The organism is Novosphingobium rosa NBRC 15208 (assembly GCF_001598555.1).
GTDB classification, from domain to species: Bacteria; Pseudomonadota; Alphaproteobacteria; order Sphingomonadales; family Sphingomonadaceae; genus Novosphingobium; species Novosphingobium rosa.
Genome location: NZ_BCZE01000020.1, coordinates 12,816 through 31,493, shown reverse-complemented (window position 1 = coordinate 31,493; position 18,678 = coordinate 12,816). Strand labels below are relative to the sequence as shown.

Genomic DNA, 18,678 nt, shown 5'->3' with positions numbered 1-18,678 from the left:
GGAGATCCGCCATCGCCTCTGAAACCCGGAACTGGTTCGATCAGGGCGGCTCGGCCTATGCCCGCTATCGGCCCGATTACCCGCCGGAACTGGCCACCCATCTGGCCGGGATAGCGCCCTCGCGCCGTTTGGCGCTGGATGTAGGCTGCGGCAACGGCCAGTTCACCCGCCAACTGGCCGAGGCTTTCGACACGGTCATCGGCCTCGACCCCAGCGCCGAGCAGATCGCCCATGCGGAGCCTCATCCGCGCGTGACCTATGGCGTGGCGCCCGCTGAAAACCTCGGACTGGAGGATCAGCACGCCGATCTGATCACGGCGGCCCAGGCCGCGCATTGGTTCGATCTGCCGCGTTTCTATGCCGAGGCCCGGCGCGTGGCCGCGCCCGGCGCGGTGCTGGCGCTGCTTTCCTATGGCGTGATGCAGCTCGATCCCGATCTCGACGCGCGTTTTCAGCACTTCTACACGGCGCAGATCGGCCCCTATTGGCCGCCCGAGAGGCGTCTGGTTGATGAAGGCTATCGCGGCATCGACTTTCCTTTCCGCGAACTGCCCCCGCCCCGCATCGATATCGTGCGGGAATGGTCCGCCGAAGCGCTGCTGGGCTATATCTCCACCTGGTCGGCGGTGCGCAACGCGCGCGAGGCGGGCAAGGAGGCGATTCTGGAAAGTTTCTCGCAAGACCTGCTGGCCCTGTGGGGCGATCCCGCCGCGCCACGCACCATCCGCTGGCCCATCGCCATGCGCGCCGGGATTATGGACTGAGCGCCTCAGAACCTCTTCAGAAAGTCCAGCACAGTCTAGAAAGACATGAAGGTCAGGCTCCTCGGGGGGAAAGGCGGTCGCCGGGGCGCAGGCCGGCGGCCAGCAGGGCAAGCAACAGACACAGCGCGGCCATCAGCCGCCATGCCGGGGCAAGGTCGGACAGGTGCTGGCGGATCAGCCCAGCCACCAGCGGCAGCAGCGCCGCCAGCAGATAGCCTCCGCCCTGAACAAAGCCCGCGATCTGCCCGGCCTGCGCAGGGCTCTCGCCATGATCCATCGCCACGATCAGGCCGAGCGGAAACAGCGCCCCGATCCCCAGCCCCGCCAGCAGCGCCGCCACCCAGGCCAGCATCAAAGGCGCGAGGCACAGGCAAAGCATCCCGGCGAGCAAGGCGGCGATGGCCAACAGGATCATCGGCCTGCGGTCGGCAAAGCGCCCGACGCCAAAGGACACGGCAGCGCCAGCCGCCACCTCGGCCAGCGTCAGGGCGGCCAGCATCGCCCCGGCCTGCCGCGCGGACCAGCCCAGCGCCGTATAATAGGGCGGCAACCACGCCAGCACGAGCGTATAGGCCCCCGTGCCCAGCCCGAAAAAACCGAGCAATCGCCACGCCCTGCGGTTGGCCCAGATCGCCGCTGCCGGGCTGCCTTCAACGCTTTGCGCAGACCCCGGGCTCGCCAGCCACCATGCCGCCACGGCCAGCGCAGCGGGCAAGGCCCAGATCCCCGTCGCCACCGGCCAGCCTTGCGCCGGGGCGATGCGCGGCGCGGCAAAGCTCGCCAGCGCCGCCCCGCCCATGATCGCGGTGGAATAGAGGCCCATCATCGCCGGCGCGCGGTCCCCGGCATGATGGCGCAGCAAAGAGGGCATCAAGGCCTGCACAATCGCGATGCCAAGGCCACCGATCAGGGCCGTGACCAGCAGGGCAGGCACGCCGGCCCATTGCCAGCGCGCCAGAGAGGCCAGCATGATCGCCGCCAGCCCAAGAGCGATCCCGCGCCGTTCGCCCAGCCGTGCCCTCACCCGCGCCGCGCCAAGCAGGCAAAAGCCCATCAGCATCACCGGCAGGCTGGTCAGCAGGCTGGCCTGACTGTCGGTGAGCCCGGTGTCGCGCTGGATCTGATCGAGCAGCGGCCCGATCGCGGCCAATATCGGGCGCAGATTGAGGCCGACAAGCAGGATCAGGGCCGGAAACAGCCAGCCCGGACGGGGTTCAGACATGATGGTTCTCCGCTGATGATCAGCGCCCTTGCGGTCAGGGTTGCCATGGGCTTATCTTGATGTAGAGCTATTTATCTCTACGTCAAGATACATGGAGTCATCATGGACCGCGCCGAACAGGCCGCCGCGCAATGGGCCCGCGAAAGACCCGATCTGGAAACCGGGCCGATGGTGCTGCTGGGCCGTCTGGCCGAGGCGGCGCTGGTCACCGCGCGCGAAAGGCTGAACCCGCTGTTCGCGCAGCATGGGCTGCAACCGGGCGAGTTCGATGTGCTGGCCACCCTGCGCCGCAGCGGCACCCCCTTCGCCCTGACGCCGACCGATCTCTATGAGGCGGCGATGATCTCCTCGGGCAGCATGACCAACCGCATCGACCGGCTGGAAAAGGCCGGTCTGGTCGAGCGCCGCCCCAATCCGCAGGACAAGCGCGGCACACTGGTCGCGCTGACGGCGCAGGGACTGGATCTGATCGACCGGCTGGTTGGCCAGCATGTCGCCAACCAGCAGGCCATCGTTGCGGGGCTGAAGGCGGAAGAGCAGCAGATGCTGTCCAGTTTGCTCGCCAAGCTGTTGGCGGCGCAATAAAAAGCCCTCCCCCGGCATCCCCCAACGGGTGCCAGGAGAGGGCTTTGCAACCCCGCCAGGGGCTGACCTTACTTCACCTTGTCCAGCAGCGGCGTCATGCGCTTCTTGGCCATGGGGGGCAGGTTCACAGCCTTGGCGGCGGCGAGTTCGGCAGGGGTCACCTTGCCGACCTGGATCAGCGCCACCATGCCCATGGTGTAATGCGGCATGCACTTCACGCCATAAAGGCCCGGCTTGCTCGCCGTGAAGGACACATCCTTGCCCATCACGCCCTTGAAGGCCGAGGCGCCGGCGGGCAGCATGCTCGGGATACTCTCGGCATTGTGCGCAGCATCGGTGGGCTCGAAATGGATCACGTCACCCGGCACGGCCTTCACGAAGGAGGGCTCGAAGACCATCGCCCCTTCCGCCCCGGTGTTCTTCATATGCACGACGATTTCCTTGGCCGAAGCGGTCAGCGGCAAGGCCGTCAGCGAGGCACCAAGGGTAGCAACAGCAAGCGCAAGGCGCATGGACATCAGATTTCTCCTGAAATTTTATCGTTTTCTCCCCGGCGCAGGCCCGGAGCATGGGTTCCGGTTTCGCCGCAAGCGCGCCTGCTCACAATTGGTCTTTGGAACGAGACCGCATTGCCATGAGAAGGAGCCCCTGCCCCTTTGTTGCATCATCGCGGTGAATGCGTGCTGCATGAGGCTTGCAGCACTGCGTCAGTTTCGCTCGGGCGTGGCATCGACCAGCGGCAGACCCAGTTCGCGCCAGCCATCGGTACCCTCGGCCAGCCAGCGGACGTTGCGGTAACCCAACGCGTGCAAACGCCGCGCGGCGTTCCAGCTCATCCAGCAATCGGCAAGGCAGAAGGTGACGATCATCCGGTGGCGATCACCGGCGACAAGTCGCGCAACACCCTGCTCGAACCAATGGCCGATGGTGGGCGGCAGATCCCCGCGCCCGACCTCGGGAAACCAGTGAGCGCCCGGGATGCTGGGGCGCGGCACGGCCAGATGCCATGTGCCATCCTCATCGCGATGGCCGCCCTGCGCCGGCAGCACATCGATCAGCAGGGCGCGATCCTGCATATGCGCAACCTCCCGCACCGTGATGCGCTGAACCCCGGCGGGCGGCGTGGGCACCGGGCCCCGGTAATGGCTGACGCGATAGCCATCGGCGCTGAACAGCGCTTCCGATGCTGCAACGTCAGGTGGCGCAGCATGAAGCAGCCCCGGCGCCAGCAGCATGGCTCCCGCCAGCATTGTTCTGCGCTTCATCGCCCTTCCTCCAGACCGCCACACCCAGACCGAAGGTGCAATGGTAGCAGGCCCTTGCCGTCTGTAACCACGGACTTTGGGAGAAGGACATGACACAACAAGCCCCGTCCGTAACGGCCTATCCGGTCGACCCGCTGGGCTCGCCCATGTGGGAGGCCCATGCGCGCACGCTCTTTGAGGATCACCCCGTCCGCTTCGAACCGGCGCTCAAGCTCTCCATGCCGCAGATCGCCGAGGATCAGCACCGCTTCCCCGTGGCTCTGGACGCGCGCGGACTGGGTGAGGTGAAACGCATGGTGATTTTCGCCGATCTCAACCCCATTCCGCTGGCCGCCGATTATCGCCCCCTTGCCGCCGCGCCCTATCTGGCCATCCGCATCAAGCTGGACCAGCGCACACCGGTGCGCGGCGCGGCGCAGCTGGCGGACGGCTCATGGCTGGTGAGCGGGGCCTGGGTCGATGCGGCGGGCGGCGGCTGCTCGGCCCCTCCGGTTAGCCGGGTGCGCGGCGACTGGGCGCAGCATCTGGGCGAAATCCACGGCGGCGCATGGCCGGGAGACGCTGGCGCAACCCGCCTGCGCTTCGTGATCCGCCATCCGATGGACACCGGCTTTGTCGCCAATATCCCGACCTACAACATTGAAACGCTCAGCATATCCTCGGCGGACAAGGTGCTGGGCACGATGGAGATATGGGCCGCGATGTCGGAAGACCCCGCCTTCACGCTGATGCCCATGGCCGCAACAGGCGCCACGCTGTCCATCGCCGCCCACGACACCAACGGCCGGGACTACACCGCCAGCGTCACGGCGCCGGCGTCATGATCCTCTCACGCCGCGCCGTGCTGGGCGGCCTGATCGCCAGCATCCCGGCCACGGCTCCCGCCATCGCCATGGGCGCGACATTTGCGGCTCTGAACTATCCCATCACCCCCGTCGCGATTGCCGACGGCGTCTGGATGGTCGCCGGGGCCGATGAGCCGATCCGGCGCGACAATGGCGGCGCCATCGCCAACATCACCATCATCGACACGCCCGCGGGCACGGTGCTGGTCGATAGCGGCCCCTCGCTGCGTTACGGAGAGGCGTTGAAAGCCGCTGCCGAACAACTGACCGGGCGCAAGGTGATCCGCGTCTACATCACCCATCTCCACCCCGATCACGCCATGGGTCTGGGCGCTTTTCCGCAAGAGATCGTTGCGGCCTTGCCCGGCACCATCGCCGATATCCAGCGCGACGGTCAGGGCTTTTCCGATGGCATGTACCGCCTGCTCGACGACTGGATGCGCGGCACCGATCTGAAGCTGCCCGGCCTGCCCATCCGCACCGAAAGCGAAAGTTTCGGGGGCAGAACCCTGCGTCTGATGGCCCTTTCCGGCCACAGTTCCGCCGATCTGGCGATCCTCGACGAGCACACCGGCACGCTGATCGGCGGAGACCTGCTGTTCCACCGCCGCGCCCCCGCCACCCCCACCGCCGATCTGGCCCGCTGGCGCGAGAGTCTTGGCATGCTGGACAGGCTGCTCCACAAAAGCGCGGTGCCGGGCCATGGACCTTTCGATCCCTCTGGCCGCGAAGCCATCGCCCAGACCCGCGACTGGATCGACTGGCTGGATCAATCTTTGACCGATGCCGTGCGCAGCGGTCTGGATATGGTGGAGGCCGGAGAGATGGCGATCCCCGCGCCGCTGTCCGTCATGGCCGCAGGGCGGTATGAATTGCAGCGCAGTGTCTCGCATTTCTATCCGGCGCTGGAGGGCAGGTTGTTGCCCCGGATTGATAAGGTTTAGAAAGGGATAGAAGCAAAGCGAGGGCCACAAGCGTGCGCTTGTCGTGCGCGACAAGCTGGGGCGCCCTCGCGCTCCCTTTAATGTCTTCGTTGCGCTTCGGGTTCAGCCATGGAGCAACGTTGCCGCGCCGCAGGCTTTCGAAATATGGTTCGATTGCCTGCGGCGCCCGACGTCTCGCAAACGGACAGGTTATGCACAACGTCCGGATGCCACCGCCCTGTCGTCGGGAGACGTCATGGGAGCGCGAGGGGGTAACCCCCTCGCTTTTTGCTTTGCTTACAGCCCCGTCATTCGCCCCAGAACATCGTCTTTCAGCACAAAATGATGCCGCAACGCCGCGCCGACATGCAGCACGATCAGCGCGCCGAACACCAGCCCCATCACCCCATGCGCGCCGTGTGAAAACTCAAGCAGCGCGCTGCCCTTGGTCACCGCGAACTTCGGCACGGCAAAGAGGTTGAACCAGCGCAGCGGATACTGCCCGGCGGAACTCATCACCCAGCCGGTCAGCGGCAACGCCAGCATCAACACATAGAACACCGCATGCAGCCCATGCGCCGCGCCCTTTTCCCAGCCCGGCATCTGCGCGGGCAAGGGCGGTGGGCGGTGGGTCAGGCGCCAGATGATGCGCAGCAAGGTCAGCGCCAGCACGGTGAGGCCGATGCTTTTGTGCAGCGGGATCACCGGCCAGTCCTTGTTCACGCCATGGGCGATGCCGAGCAGAATGTTGGTGATGATCAGCAGCGCAATCGTCCAGTGCAGCAGGCGCGCACCGCGGCTGTAGCGCTGCCGCGGCCCGTTCATGCGGTCACCGCCGCCAGACGGGTGCGGACGAGATCCTCCACCACGGAAGGATCGGCCAGCGTGCTGGTGTCGCCCAAGGCTTGCGGCGAGACCTCGCCCTCGGCGATCTTGCGCAGGATGCGGCGCATGATCTTGCCGCTGCGGGTCTTGGGCAGGCCCGCTGCAAACTGGATCACATCGGGGGTGGCGATGGGGCCGATTTCCGTCCGCACCCAGCGGGTCAGGGCCGCGCGCAGCTCCTCGCTGGGCTGCTCGCCGGTGTTGAGCGTGACATAGGCGTAGATGCCCTGCCCCTTGATGTCATGCGGCATGCCGACCACCGCCGCCTCGGCTACCGTGGCGTGCAGCACCAGGGCGCTCTCCACCTCGGCGGTGCCCATGCGGTGGCCCGAGACGTTGATGACATCGTCCACGCGGCCGGTGATCCAGTAATACCCATCCCGATCGCGGCGGGCGCCGTCTCCGGTGGCGTATTGGCCCGGGAAGGTGCTGAAATAGGTCTGGAAGAAGCGCGCATGGTCATTCCACACGGTGCGCATCTGGCCCGGCCAGCTGCGCGCGATCACCAGATTGCCCTCGCAGGCGCCGGTCAGCACATGGCCCTCACCGTCGACGATCTGCGGATCGACGCCGGGCAGAGGCAGGGTTGCGCTGCCGGGTTTCAGGGCGGTGGCGCCGGGCATGGGAGCGATCATAGCACCGCCGGTCTCGGTCTGCCACCATGTGTCGATGATCGGGCAGCGGTCTTGCCCCACGACATGGTGATACCAGCGCCAGGCCTCGGGGTTGATGGGTTCGCCCACGCTGCCCAGCACGCGCAGGGACGCACGGCTGGTGGCTTCCACATGATGGTCACCCTCCTTCATCAGGGCGCGCAGCACGGTGGGGGCGGTGAACAGCGTCTGCACACGGTGGCGATCCACCACCTCCCAGATGCGCGAGGGAGTCGGCCAGTTGGGCAGGCCTTCATAGATCAGCGTGGTCGCGCCATTGGCCAGCGGGCCATAGAGGATGTAGCTGTGGCCCGTGACCCAGCCCACATCGGCGGCGCACCAGTAGACCTCGCCGGGGCGGTAGTCGAAGCACAGTTCGTGCGTCAGGCTGGCCCAGAGCAGATAACCCGCGCTGCTGTGCACCACCCCCTTGGGCTTGCCGGTGGAGCCCGAGGTGTAGAGCAGGAACAGCGGATCTTCGGCGTTCATCGCCTCCGCCGGGCAGTCGGCGTCCACCGAGGCGGCGGCTTCATGGTACCAGATGTCGCGGCCCTTCTGCATGGCCACCTGCCCGCCCGTGGCGCGCACGGTGATGACATGGCGCACGCTGGTGCAATGGGTCAGCGCCTGATCGACATTGGCCTTGAGAGGAATGCGCTTGCCGCCCCGGCGCCCTTCGTCGGCGGTGATGACCACGCTGGAGTCGCAATCGGTGATGCGCCCGGCCAGCGCCTCGGGCGAGAAGCCGCCGAAGACCACCGAGTGGATCGCGCCGATCCGCGCGCAGGCCAGCAGGGCCATGGCTGCCTCGGGGATCATCGGCAGGTAGATGGTGACGCGGTCGCCGCGATGCACGCCTGCATCTTTCAGAACATTGGCGAAGCGGCAGACTTCGGCGTGCAGTTCGCGATAGGTATAGTGGCGCGGCTCTTCCTTCGGATCGTCGGGCTCCCAGACGATGGCGGTGGCGTCGCCACGCTCGGCCAGATGGCGGTCGAGGCAGTTGGCGGCCACATTGAGCTGCCCGTCGGCGAACCATTCGATGCCGAAATCCTCTTCGGCAAAGCTGCTGCGGCTGGCCTTGGTGGGGGCCTTGATCCAGTCGAGACGCCTGGCCTGCTCCAGCCAATAGGCCTCGCTATCGCCCAGAGAGCGCTCATGGGCGGCGGCGCGGGCGGCGGCATCGAAAAGCGCGTCTTGCGCCCAGCTGTCGGGGACCGGATACAGCTCGTCGTTCATGGCATACTCTCTGTGTTATAGGTTCGGCGCAGAGAAAGCGGCGTTCCATCAATCGATAAAACGCCGCCTCTCTGATCGGTATTGGTCTTTAGAAGAACAAGATCGCGCCTGCCGCCACCGTATCGCCCTGCGCCTTGTTGCCGTTATGGGCCTGCGAGGTGGTGTGGACATATTCGGTGATCAGCGTCACCCAGCTGGTCAGGCTGTAGCGGCCCTGCCCGACCCAGCTGCTGTTCTTCTTGAGCAGCGTGGGATTGGCCGCGGCATCGCTGGTGTTGGCGTAGGACAGGCGGCTCTCGCCATAGCTCACGCCCGCCGAGAGCTTGCCGAAGGTGCCCATGCCCTGCAGATAGAAGCCCTGACTGTCACGGCGATGGCCAGTGGCATCGGTGTCGAACAGGTTGAGCGCGGTGGTGCCCAGACCTGCGGCGCGGTAGTAATAGCCGGTCAGCGTCAGCGGGCCGTAACCGATCTTGGCGCCCGTATCGAAGCCCTGCCCCGTGTAGTTCACGCCGTCCAGACGGTTATGCCGCTGGGTGATGCCCGAGAGCCATGCGCGCAGCGTCACATCGCTGAACTTGCCATCATAGGTGATCTTGCCCTGGAACCCTGGCGAGGCGCTGGTCTCGCCCGGCCCGGTGAGCGACTGCAGCGGCTCGAACACGCCCGCGCTGACGGTAAAGCCCGAAATCTTCGGTGAGGTATAGGTGATCTGCGGCTGGAAATCGGTGTAGATATAACCCACGCCGATGCGCCCCAGCGAGGTGTTGGCAGGCGCCACATTGCCCCCGGTCGAGCCCACCGCCAGCAACGTCATATCGTTGAGGATGCCTTCCGAACCGAACAGGCCAATGTCGCGGCCCAGCTTGAACTCGCCGATCCCGGCGCGGCCCACGGTCATATAGGTCTGGCGGAAATCGATGCCGGCGGTCTGCAGCGCGGTGTTCTGGCCGCCGCTGTTGGCGCCGCCGCCGGTGGCATAGGTGGCGCTGTTGATGCCGGGATACATGCCGAAATGCGCGCCGATGTCCCAGCCCGCCTGCCTGGTGGTGATGTCGAACTTCAGATAGCCGGGCAGCAGACCGTTGCGGATCGAGCTGCTGTTGCCCCCCGCCGCGACCACGCCGCCGACGACCGCCGTGTTGGCGCCGGGGGTCTGGCCGCTGTCATGGGTGTAGAAGCCGTTGACCTGGCCGGAAACCTTGAAGGTCACGCCGCCCACCTCCATGCCCACGCCGCTGTCGGTCATGCGGATCAGGCGCTTGTCATCCAGCGCGGCGGCAGGGGCCGTGGGGGCAGCGGCCACCGGGGCGGCGGCGGCGGTGTCGGCCTTGTCGCCGGCCAGCAGGGACTGGTATTCGTCGTCGCTCAGGATGCCTTTTTCGTGCAGCCGCTTGAGCAGCTCGGCGTTGGAGCCAGCCATGGCGGGGGTCGCCGTTGCGCCGACCATCAACGCCAAGGCCATGGCGCAGCCGCTCAGGATCACCTGCTTTTTCATATCATCCTCCCATTTCCGGGCCGGTTTTCCGGCCTGTGGGGAGAGTGACGCGGGAGGCTATTGGCTGATATTGAACTTAGGTTCTCGTCCTTTTGGCCAAGGACACATCAAGGTGCGATCACAACACCCCACGGCCCGGCGCCAGCGGCAATCGTGCCCACCGCCCGGGCTGCACCAAGGTCCACCACGGTCACATCGTCCGAGACGCCATTGGCGGTGTAGGCGCGCGCGCCGTCGGCGCTGATCGCCAGATGCCACACCCGCTTGCCCACCGGCACATAGGCCCGCACCTTGCGGGTGGCGACATCGACCAGCGCCACCATGTTGGCCCGCCCCAGCGCGATCACCGCCGTTTTGCCATCGGGCGTGAAGCGGATGCCGCAGGGCAGCACCTGATAGTCCTTCACGCCCGGTGGCGCGAAATGCAGCGTTTCGATCACGGCATGGTTGGCGGTATCGACCACCTGCACCACCCCGCCGGTTTCCGCCGCGATCCACAACTGCTTGCCGTCGGCGGTGAATTCGACATGGCGGGGACGCTGCTCGGTCTCGATGGTGGCGATCACCTTGCGGCTGGGCAGGTCGATCCAGCTGACCGCATTGTCATCCTCGGAGGTGACGACCAGCGAACGGCCATCGGGGCTCTGCGCCACGCCCTCGGGCTCCTTGCCGACAGGCACCTGAAAGGCGACGCTGCGCGTGGCGATGTCGATGGCCGTCACCGCCGCATTGTCCTCATTGGCGACGAAGAGAACCTTTCCATCGCGCGAGGGGAACAGCTGCTCGGGGTCTTCGCCCGATGGCAGATCGGCCACCACCTTGCCCGTGGCGCGGTCGATCATCTGCACCGCATGATCGTTGCCCACGCAGACGAACAGAAACCTGCCGTCCCGCGAAAGGACAATGCCGCGCGGGCGCGCGCCGATCTTCCATGTGTCGAGCGACTTCAACGTGGCGGCATCGATCACGCTGACGCTGTCGCCGCGCTCGTTCGAGACATAGATTGTCTCGGCGAAACAGGCCGTTGAAACACATGCCGATGCGGCAACGATCAAGGGGGGCAGCAGGGCGATCATCCTTCTCATAAGGCCCTTTCTAGGCGGCTGCCCGCAAGCTTGGGATTGTACCAAAGGTCTATGGGCGGCCCCACGCAACACCGTAGACTTGTGCGCAACAAAACACGCTATCAATGAGGTTAGAGGATGAAAATTCTTGGTCGCATGGCCACGCTGGCCGCCGCCGCTGTTGTCGTCACGTCGGTCGGTTCTTCGCTGATGGCGCATGGCAATGTCACCCCACAGGCCGTCGACACCTCCGCCTTGCCCGACATTGGCGAGGCATGGCTGCAGCACAATCCCTATCGCGGCAACGCCACCGCGATCAAGATCGGCGAGTCGGCCTATGGCCAGAACTGCGCCCGCTGCCACGGCCTCGAAGCCGAGAGCGGCGGCATCGCCCCGGACCTGCGCTATCTGGAGCTGGGCGACACGGGCGACGAATGGTTCATCCAGCGCTATCAGCATGGCTCCAGCCATGACGGCAAGGTCTATATGCCGCCCATGGGCGAGGTGCTGGGGCAGAAGGCCGGCTGGGCGATCCGCGCCTGGCTCGAAACCAAGCATCAGGACTGAGTCGCATGCAGGATCGGCGCGCATTCGTGATGCAGGCGCTGGCCTTCGCCGCATTGGGCATGGGCCCGGTTGCGGCGCAGGCTGCGCCTCTGGCCAAGGTCAAGGCTCTGGGGGTTCTTCGGGTCGCGGTCTATAAGGACAACCGCCCCTGGTCCTGGCGACAGGACGGCAAGCTGCTCGGCATCGATGCCGATCTTGGCGCGGCGCTGGCCAGGGCGCTGGGCGTTCATGTCGATCTGGCCGAGCTGATGCCCGGCGACGATGTGGAGGCCGATCTGCGCAATGGCGTGTGGAAGGGCGGGCTTCTCGGCTTCCAGCCCGCCGATGTGATGCTGCATGTGCCCTTCGACCGGGGCTTTGCCGCGCGCGTCGATCAGGTGGCCATCGTCGCCCCCTATTACCGCGAAAGCTTCCAGTTCGCCTGCGCCAAGGGGCAGATCGACTGCAACGCCGCCCCTTCCCAATACAAGGGCCGCAAGCTGGCGGTGGAGATCGACTCCATCCCCGATTCCTATCTGCTGGGCACGGGCGGCGGCGTGCTGGCGCGCGATATCCTCCATTTCCCGATGGGCTTCGATGCCGCCGCCGCGCTGGCGGATGGCAAGGCCGATGGCGTATTCGCCAGCAAGGCGCAGGTGGAAAGCGCTCTGGCTCTTCGCAAACCCGCCAACATCGCGCTGCGCAGCATGCCGATGCCCGGCTTCATGTCAACGGGCTGGGATATCGGCATGGCGGTGAAGGAAAACAGCCGCAATCTGGGCGATGCCATCGAGGGGCTGCTGGACGCCATGGTGAAATCCGGCGAACTCAAGGAGATCTTCGCTCGCTACGGCGTCACATGGACTCCGGCGCTCGCCGCCTGACCCAAGGTCCAATTGTTCGCTTCACCCCACATCATACTCTGTTCATCGAGGCGCTGAACCCGCCCCCATAACATCCAAAAGACCACCAAAACGGGAGATGATCATGAAGGAACGTTTCAGGCGTTCGATGGCCGGTCTGGCCGCCATCACGCTGGCACTGGGCGGCGTCAGCGCCCCCCTGATGGCCCAGAATGCCCCTGCTCCGGCTGGCCCGACCCCCAATGGCCCGACCGATGCCCAGCTGATGGACGACGCCAATTCCACCGGCGACGTGCTGACCTACGGCATGGGCCCGCGCGCCCAGCGCTTCAGCCCGCTGACGCAGATCAACGCCGAGAACGTCGGCAAGCTGGTGCCCGCTTTCGCCGCCTCGCTGGGTGGCGAAAAGCAGCGCGGCCAGGAATCGCAGCCGCTGGTCTATGACGGCACGATCTATGTCACCGGCTCCTATTCGCGCCTCTTCGCCTTCGATGCGCGCACCGGCGAGCAGAAGTGGAAGTATGAGGCCCGCCTGCCCGACGGCATCATGCCCTGCTGCGACGTGGTGAACCGCGGCGCCGCCATCTATGGCGACAAGATCATCTTCGCCACGCTGGACGCCCGTCTGGTGGCGCTCAACCGCCACACCGGCAAGGTGGTGTGGAACAAGCAGATCGCCGATTATCAGGCCGGCTACAGCGCCACCGCCGCGCCGCTGATCGTGCATGGCATGGTCATCACCGGCAATTCGGGCGGCGAGTTCGGCATCGTGGGCGCGGTGGAAGCGCGCGACGTCAACACCGGCGAGCTGATCTGGCACCGCCCGGTCGTCGAAGGCAACATGGGCACCTTGCGCGGCAAGGACAATGGCATCACCGGCAAGCTGAACGCCACCTGGGAGGGCGACCAGTGGAAGACCGGCGGCGGCGCCACCTGGCTGGGCGGCACCTATGATCCGGACACCAATCTGCTGTACTTCGGCACCGGCAACCCCGCGCCGTGGAACAGCCATCTGCGCAAGGGCGACAACCTCTACACCGCTTCGACCCTGGCCATCGATCCCGACACGGGCGTCATCAAATGGCACTTCCAGACCACGCCGCATGACGGCTGGGACTTCGACGGCGTGAACGAGTTCATCCCCTTCGACGCCACCATCAACGGCAAGCCGATGAAGCTGGGCGCCAAGGCCGACCGCAACGGCTATTTCTTCGTGCTGGACCGCACCAATGGCAAGTTCATCAGCGCCAGCCGCTTCGTGATGAAGACCACCTGGGCCGAAGGCTTCACCAAGGACGGCAAGCCCATCGTGATCCCGGCCGGCCGCCCCGGCGATCCGGCGGCGGCTGCCAAGGGCCCTTCGGTCTTCTCCTCGCCCAGCTTCCTGGGCGGCAAGAACTGGATGCCCATGGCCTACAATCAGGGCACCGGCCTGTTCTACGTGCCCTCCAACGACTGGGGCATGGACATCTGGAACGAGCCCATCAGCTACAAGAAGGGCGCGGCCTTCTTGGGCGCGGGCTTCACCATCAAGCCCATCGCCGAGGACCATATCGGTGCCTTGCGCGCCATGGACCCCAAGACCGGCAAGATCGTGTGGGAATACAAGAACAAGGCTCCACTGTGGGGCGGCGTGCTGACCACCGCGGGCAATCTGGTCTTCACCGGCACCCCCGAAGGCTATCTCAAAGCCTTCGACGCCAAGACCGGCCAGGAATTGTGGAAGTTCCAGACCGGTTCGGGCGTGGTCGGTTCGCCCGTGACATGGGAGCAGGATGGCGAGCAATATGTCGCCGTGATGTCCGGCTGGGGCGGCGCGGTGCCGCTGTGGGGCGGCGAGGTCGCCAAGTCGTTCAAGGATATCAACCAGGGCGGTTCGCTCTGGGTGTTCAAGATGCCCAAGGGGTAACGTGAATGAGGAGCGGTTGATCCATATGGGTCAACCGCTTCTGGCGTTCAGAAGGAGGCAGCGATGATCGTGATGGGGCGCGGACAGCAAGGATCGGCATGGGACGGCACGCGGAATTTTCCGCCACTAAAAACAGCGATGCTTGCCACGCCCGCGATTGTATCGGATCATGGCGCCGGGGGTAAAACAGGGATCATGGATAGCGGCAGGGTGGAAAGCAGCGGGCCTCAGATGGAGCGGGTGCTGATCGTGGACGATCATCCGCTGGTGCGCGACGGTTTGCGCAGCGTGATTGCGGTAACCTTCGATGGCTGCGACATTTTCGAGGCGGCCAGCATGGAAGAGGCGCTGGCCACGCTGGAGCAGCAGGACAATTTCGACCTGATCCTGCTCGATCTGCATATTCCCGATGTGAAACGGCTCGACGGGTTGAAATTGCTGCGCCAGCGTTTCCCGATGCTGCCGGTGGTGATGGTTTCGGGCGCCTTCGACCGCACCGTGGTGCGTGAGGCGCTGGCGGCTGGCGCTGCCGGTTTCATCCCCAAATCGATGAAGCGCAGCGCCATTCTGGACGCGCTGCATCGCGTGGTGGCGGGCGAGATCTATATGCCCGATGCCGTGGCGGAAACCGACCCGGCCAACGAACAGAACGAACAGATCCGCGAGCGCATCGAAAGCCTGACGCCGCAGCAGAAGATCGTGCTCAATCATCTGGTGCATGGGCGGCTGAACAAGCAGATCGCGCATGATCTCTCGGTCTCGATGACGACGGTGAAGGCGCATGTTTCGGCCATTCTGCTCAAGCTGAATGTGTTCAGCCGCACGCAGGCGGTGATCCTGGCCAATCGGGTGCAGTTCGACGGGGATTGATCGCGCCCTGCCACCGGCCAGAACGGGCGCCCTGATCGGGGCGCCCGTTTTCGTTTCAGGGGTTTACGGCAACATGGTGCGCAGCAAGGCGCGCAATTGGGCGGGCTTCACCGGCTTGTTGAGCAAGGGCGTGCCGCTGGCCGCCAGTTGGGTTTTCAACTCCTCGCCACGATCCGCCGAGATCATCACCGCCGGGATTGCCGCGCCAAAATGCGCCTGCAATTGCGCGATCACCCGGTCTCCGGTCTCGCCATCGTTGAGGTGGTAATCGGCGAGGATGATATCGGGCCGCTCGTCCTCGGGGAACAGCCTGACCGCTTCGCCATAATCCCCGGCGGTGGCGACCTGACAGCCCCAGCCACCCAGCAGCGTGCGCATGCCCGACTGGATCTGCCGCTCATTGTCCACCACCAGCACGCGGCGGCCCTGCATCGAGCGGTCACGCGGGGCGGTGACGCCATCGCCCTCGCTGGCCGCGACCGGGCGGCCCAGCGGCAGGGTGATGGCGAAGGTCGATCCCTCGCCCGGCGCGGAATGCAGCCAGATCCTGTGGCCCAGCATATCCGCCGCGCGGCGCACAATGGCCAGCCCCAGCCCCTTGCCCTGGCTGCGCGTGTCGAGCCTGCGGAACTCCTCGAAGATCATCTCCTGCTGGCTGCTGTCGATGCCGCGCCCGGTGTCGATCACCGCCACGCGCACCTGGTCGCCCTCCACCCCGCAGGTGACGCGCACGCTGCCCGAGGCGGTGTAGCGGATCGCGTTGGAGACGAAATTCTGCAAAATGCGGCGCAGCAGGCGCACATCGGATTCGACCCACAGCGGTTCGGTTTCCATGCGCAATTGCAGGCCCGCCGCGCGCGCCGTGGGGGTGAATTCAACATTCAACGTCTGAAGCAGCTGATCGATGCGGAAATGGCTGATTTCCGGCTGGATCGCGCCCGCATCAAGCCTTGAGATTTCCAGCAATGCCTCAAGCAGATCCTCCACCGATTCCAGCGCGGTGGCGGTCTGCGAGACCAGCGCTCGGGTGGGCAGCGCCAGCCTTTTGTCGCCCAAGGCCGCCACGAAGAGGCAAGCCGCATTCAGAGGCTGCAACAGATCGTGGCTGGCCGCCGCCAGAAAGCTGGTTTTCGATAGATTGGCCTTTTCCGCCGCGATCTTGGCCTGTGTCAGCGCCGCCTCGATGGTGCGGCGTTCGGCCACCTCCTGACCCAGCCTCGCGTTGACGGAAAGCAGCTCTGCGGTGCGTTCCGACACGCGCCGCTCCAGCGTTTCGGCGGTTTCGCGCAGGGACGCCTGAGCCGTCAGCATATCGGTCACATCGGTGAAGCTGAAGACCTGTCCGCCCTGCCCCGTGCGCGTCGAGCGGATCTCGAAACGCCGATCCCCCGCCGGGCACAGCTGGCTGACATGGCCCTGATCCTGCCGCCAATCGAGGCAGCCATGATCCTCCATGCCCATACCCTTGCGGCACCAGTCCAGCAGATCGCCGTGGCAGGCCAGCGCCCGCGCCGGATCGTCGCCCAGCCCCAGCAGATGCCCCAGGGCGCCATTCCACGCCGAAAGCCGCCCGGCGCTATCGAACATGCAAACGCCTTCCGACAAGGTATCCAGCGTCGATTGCAGCACCAGATTGCGCTCGGCCAGTTCGAGGGCGCGAGCGCGGGCATCCTCGGCCTTCACCTCGGTGATGTCGGTGTAGATGCCGACGATCCCGCCCTCGCTGGTGCGCAATTCGTTGATCTGCACCCAACGGCCATCGCAAAGCGCCTGCACATGGCCGCCATCGGCGATGCCATGTTTGGCCAGCCGTTCCGACACCCAGCGATCCGGCGCCACCACCGCCCCCAAAGGCCGTTCATGCTGCGCGGCAAGATGGGCGATTTCGGAGAACTCCATCCCCTCGCGCATATGGGGCGAGAGTTCGGGCCAGAAGCCCAGATAGGCCTCGTTGAACAGCACCAGACGATCATCGGCGTCGAAGAGAACGAAGCCTTCGTTAATGGATTCAATGGCATCGCGCAGGCGCATCTGCGCGGCATCGGCGGAGCTGTGCGCGGCGGCCAGATCGCTGTTGGCCTTGGCCAATTGGCCCAGCGCATCCTCAAGCTGGCTGGTGCGTTCGCGCACCATGGCTTCCAGGGAAATCGCCGTTTCGAACATCGAAAAGGCATTGGCCGACATATCGCTCGACCGCTCGACACGGTCCATCAGCGAGGCATTGATGCGGCGCAGCTTGCGCAATTCCTCGCGCAGAGCATCGGTTTCAGTCACGTCAAGGCGCTGGGCTTCACTCATTCGCCAATGGCCAGCCCGCTGAAACTCTGGTTGATATGGAGTGCATGATATTGCTCGCCATAGGTGTTGAAGCCCACCACCCCATTCTTGCGGTAAAGCTGTGAAACGTCATAGGAAAGCTGCCGCCGCTCGGCATCGATGCGGTTCAGCACGCAGTCGAAGGCGATGATGCGATCCACCGGGCCGATGGTTTCGCGAATGTCGGAGAACAGCGCCTCCATGCCCGCGATCCGGTCCACCGGTTCGCCCACCGTCAGCACCAACCCTTCATCGATGGCGCAGTAGAAGGTCAGGCTGCCATCGGGATTGGCGCTCTGCACCGAACGGACGTGATATTCGCCCCCGGCGCGCACCATCAGCGGATGAGCCGCAAAGAACTCCACGCCCAGTTCCTCCCCCGCATGGCCCGCCAGCCGCAGATACTCCTGAGCGGCGGGTTCGGCATTGATCTCGGTCACGATGCGTTCGTGAGGGAGCGCGCCGGTGATCACCATCTTGCGCTCGCCGGGGCGGTAATGCTGCGCCTTGAAGACATGCAGCGGGCGCGGCGTGGAGAGGATCGCCACCACCGCCGCGCGCTGATGAAAGGCTCCACTCTCGAAGATCGAGGTCTGGCAGAAGCTGAGATCATCGCCCGAGGAACCACCGATCAGCGGGATTTCGCCCAAGGCGTCCTGAATGGTCATCGTCAGCAATTCTTCGGAATGCGACAGGCCATCGACCAGAAACAGCGCGACATGGTTGACGCTTTCGCCCAGCACCCGGCTCTCGCGCTCGGCCTCGGCGGCCAGCTGGCGGACCTGCGCGCGGGCGGCGGCGGGGTCGAAACGGTCGATGTCGAGGAAGCAGTGCGAGGTCAGGCGGAAGGCGCTGGCGGGGAAGCCAATGGCGCTCAGACTGTCATGATCGTAGCCCTGATCGGTCAATTCGCCCGAACTGGTGCAGCCGATCACATGCACGCCCTCGGTCTGCAGATTGATGGCCCACGCCAGTTTCGCCGTGTCAAAATGATGCGGGCAGAACAGGATCGCCCCGGCAAGCTTGTCCCCCCCCGGATTTCCGGCGCCCAGTTGCGCAGCAATTTCCTCCATCGCATCGAACGGATCATCCGCATGCGACGTGGCGAAAACCACCCCCGATTTCACCAGATTCTGCACCATCTGCCCGGTCTCTCCCATATTTTTCTTATGGTTCTCTCATGGACCGGAAAGGGGGTGCTTGTCATCCAAAACCAGCGCCGGAGCCTGTC

Annotated in this window: 17 protein-coding genes; 8 read left to right on the top strand and 9 right to left on the bottom strand. The window is 65.3% G+C overall.

Annotated elements, in window-relative coordinates:
- The first annotated feature begins 11 nt into the window (after positions 1–11).
- Positions 12–764, top strand: coding sequence for a class I SAM-dependent methyltransferase (locus SR3_RS07665; RefSeq protein WP_068083236.1), 753 nt, complete (start codon positions 12–14; stop codon positions 762–764).
- A 52-nt stretch (positions 765–816) separates the two neighbouring features.
- On the opposite strand, the gene SR3_RS07660 is transcribed toward SR3_RS07665, so the two are convergent.
- On the bottom strand, positions 817–1,986 hold the full coding sequence (locus tag SR3_RS07660; protein ID WP_068083233.1) for an MFS transporter: 1,170 nt from the start codon (positions 1,984–1,986) through the stop codon (positions 817–819).
- Between the two features lie 102 nt (positions 1,987–2,088).
- Here SR3_RS07660 and SR3_RS07655 point away from each other — a divergent pair, with 102 nt between their 5' ends.
- Positions 2,089–2,571, top strand: coding sequence for a MarR family winged helix-turn-helix transcriptional regulator (locus tag SR3_RS07655; protein ID WP_068083230.1), 483 nt, complete (start codon positions 2,089–2,091; stop codon positions 2,569–2,571).
- Positions 2,572–2,639: 68 nt separating this feature from the next.
- Here SR3_RS07655 and SR3_RS07650 read toward each other — a convergent pair whose 3' ends face one another.
- Together SR3_RS07650 and SR3_RS07645 are read right to left on the bottom strand one after the other, a co-directional pair.
- Positions 2,640–3,083 (bottom strand): pseudoazurin, encoded by a 444-nt coding sequence (locus SR3_RS07650; RefSeq protein WP_407668153.1) that lies wholly within the window; start codon positions 3,081–3,083, stop codon positions 2,640–2,642.
- Positions 3,084–3,278: 195 nt separating this feature from the next.
- Complete coding sequence (locus tag SR3_RS07645) at positions 3,279–3,836, bottom strand: rhodanese-like domain-containing protein (RefSeq protein WP_068083225.1); 558 nt, start codon at positions 3,834–3,836, stop codon at positions 3,279–3,281.
- A gap of 89 nt (positions 3,837–3,925) precedes the next feature.
- On the opposite strand from SR3_RS07645, the gene SR3_RS07640 reads away from it, so the two are divergent.
- Positions 3,926–4,660 carry a quinoprotein dehydrogenase-associated SoxYZ-like carrier gene (locus tag SR3_RS07640; RefSeq protein ID WP_068083222.1) on the top strand — a complete coding sequence of 245 codons (735 nt, stop codon included), beginning with the start codon at positions 3,926–3,928 and terminating at the stop codon, positions 4,658–4,660.
- Positions 4,657–5,625: a quinoprotein relay system zinc metallohydrolase 1 gene (locus SR3_RS07635; RefSeq protein ID WP_068083219.1), complete on the top strand. Its 969-nt coding sequence runs from the start codon at positions 4,657–4,659 to the stop codon at positions 5,623–5,625. The genes SR3_RS07640 and SR3_RS07635 overlap by 4 nt, the downstream gene beginning before the upstream one ends.
- Before the next feature lie 276 nt (positions 5,626–5,901).
- On the opposite strand, the gene SR3_RS07630 is transcribed toward SR3_RS07635, so the two are convergent.
- The 4 genes from SR3_RS07630 to SR3_RS07615 form a co-directional block, all read right to left on the bottom strand.
- Positions 5,902–6,429 carry a cytochrome b gene (locus tag SR3_RS07630; RefSeq protein WP_068083216.1) on the bottom strand — a complete coding sequence of 176 codons (528 nt, stop codon included), beginning with the start codon at positions 6,427–6,429 and terminating at the stop codon, positions 5,902–5,904.
- Entirely contained in the window at positions 6,426–8,381 is a 1,956-nt protein-coding gene (acs, locus tag SR3_RS07625; protein WP_068083213.1) for an acetate--CoA ligase, read from the bottom strand. The genes SR3_RS07630 and acs overlap by 4 nt, the downstream gene beginning before the upstream one ends.
- 88 nt (positions 8,382–8,469) lie before the next feature.
- Entirely contained in the window at positions 8,470–9,879 is a 1,410-nt protein-coding gene (locus SR3_RS07620; protein WP_068083211.1) for a porin family protein, read from the bottom strand.
- Between the two features lie 107 nt (positions 9,880–9,986).
- A complete protein-coding gene (locus SR3_RS07615; protein WP_407668152.1) occupies positions 9,987–10,955 on the bottom strand; it encodes a PQQ-dependent catabolism-associated beta-propeller protein in 969 nt (322 codons plus the stop codon).
- 126 nt (positions 10,956–11,081) lie between these two features.
- On the opposite strand from SR3_RS07615, the gene pedF reads away from it, so the two are divergent.
- The 4 genes from pedF (at position 11,082) to SR3_RS07595 (ending at position 15,131) form a co-directional block, all read left to right on the top strand.
- Complete coding sequence (pedF, locus tag SR3_RS07610; RefSeq protein WP_068083204.1) at positions 11,082–11,510, top strand: cytochrome c-550 PedF; 429 nt, start codon at positions 11,082–11,084, stop codon at positions 11,508–11,510.
- Between the two features lie 5 nt (positions 11,511–11,515).
- Positions 11,516–12,373, top strand: a complete 858-nt coding sequence (locus SR3_RS07605; RefSeq protein ID WP_068083202.1) for a substrate-binding periplasmic protein — start codon at positions 11,516–11,518, stop codon at positions 12,371–12,373.
- 103 nt (positions 12,374–12,476) lie between these two features.
- Positions 12,477–14,261, top strand: coding sequence for a methanol/ethanol family PQQ-dependent dehydrogenase (locus tag SR3_RS07600; RefSeq protein WP_068083432.1), 1,785 nt, complete (start codon positions 12,477–12,479; stop codon positions 14,259–14,261).
- Positions 14,262–14,456: 195 nt separating this feature from the next.
- Positions 14,457–15,131 carry a response regulator gene (locus tag SR3_RS07595; RefSeq protein WP_245653818.1) on the top strand — a complete coding sequence of 225 codons (675 nt, stop codon included), beginning with the start codon at positions 14,457–14,459 and terminating at the stop codon, positions 15,129–15,131.
- 63 nt (positions 15,132–15,194) lie between these two features.
- Here the strand turns inward: SR3_RS07595 and SR3_RS07590 are convergent, their stop codons facing one another.
- Positions 15,195–17,429: a hybrid sensor histidine kinase/response regulator gene (locus SR3_RS07590; RefSeq protein WP_068083196.1), complete on the bottom strand. Its 2,235-nt coding sequence runs from the start codon at positions 17,427–17,429 to the stop codon at positions 15,195–15,197.
- On the bottom strand, positions 17,426–18,607 hold the full coding sequence (locus SR3_RS07585; protein ID WP_305778514.1) for an FIST N-terminal domain-containing protein: 1,182 nt from the start codon (positions 18,605–18,607) through the stop codon (positions 17,426–17,428). The genes SR3_RS07590 and SR3_RS07585 overlap by 4 nt, the downstream gene beginning before the upstream one ends.
- Positions 18,608–18,678 lie beyond the last annotated feature (71 nt).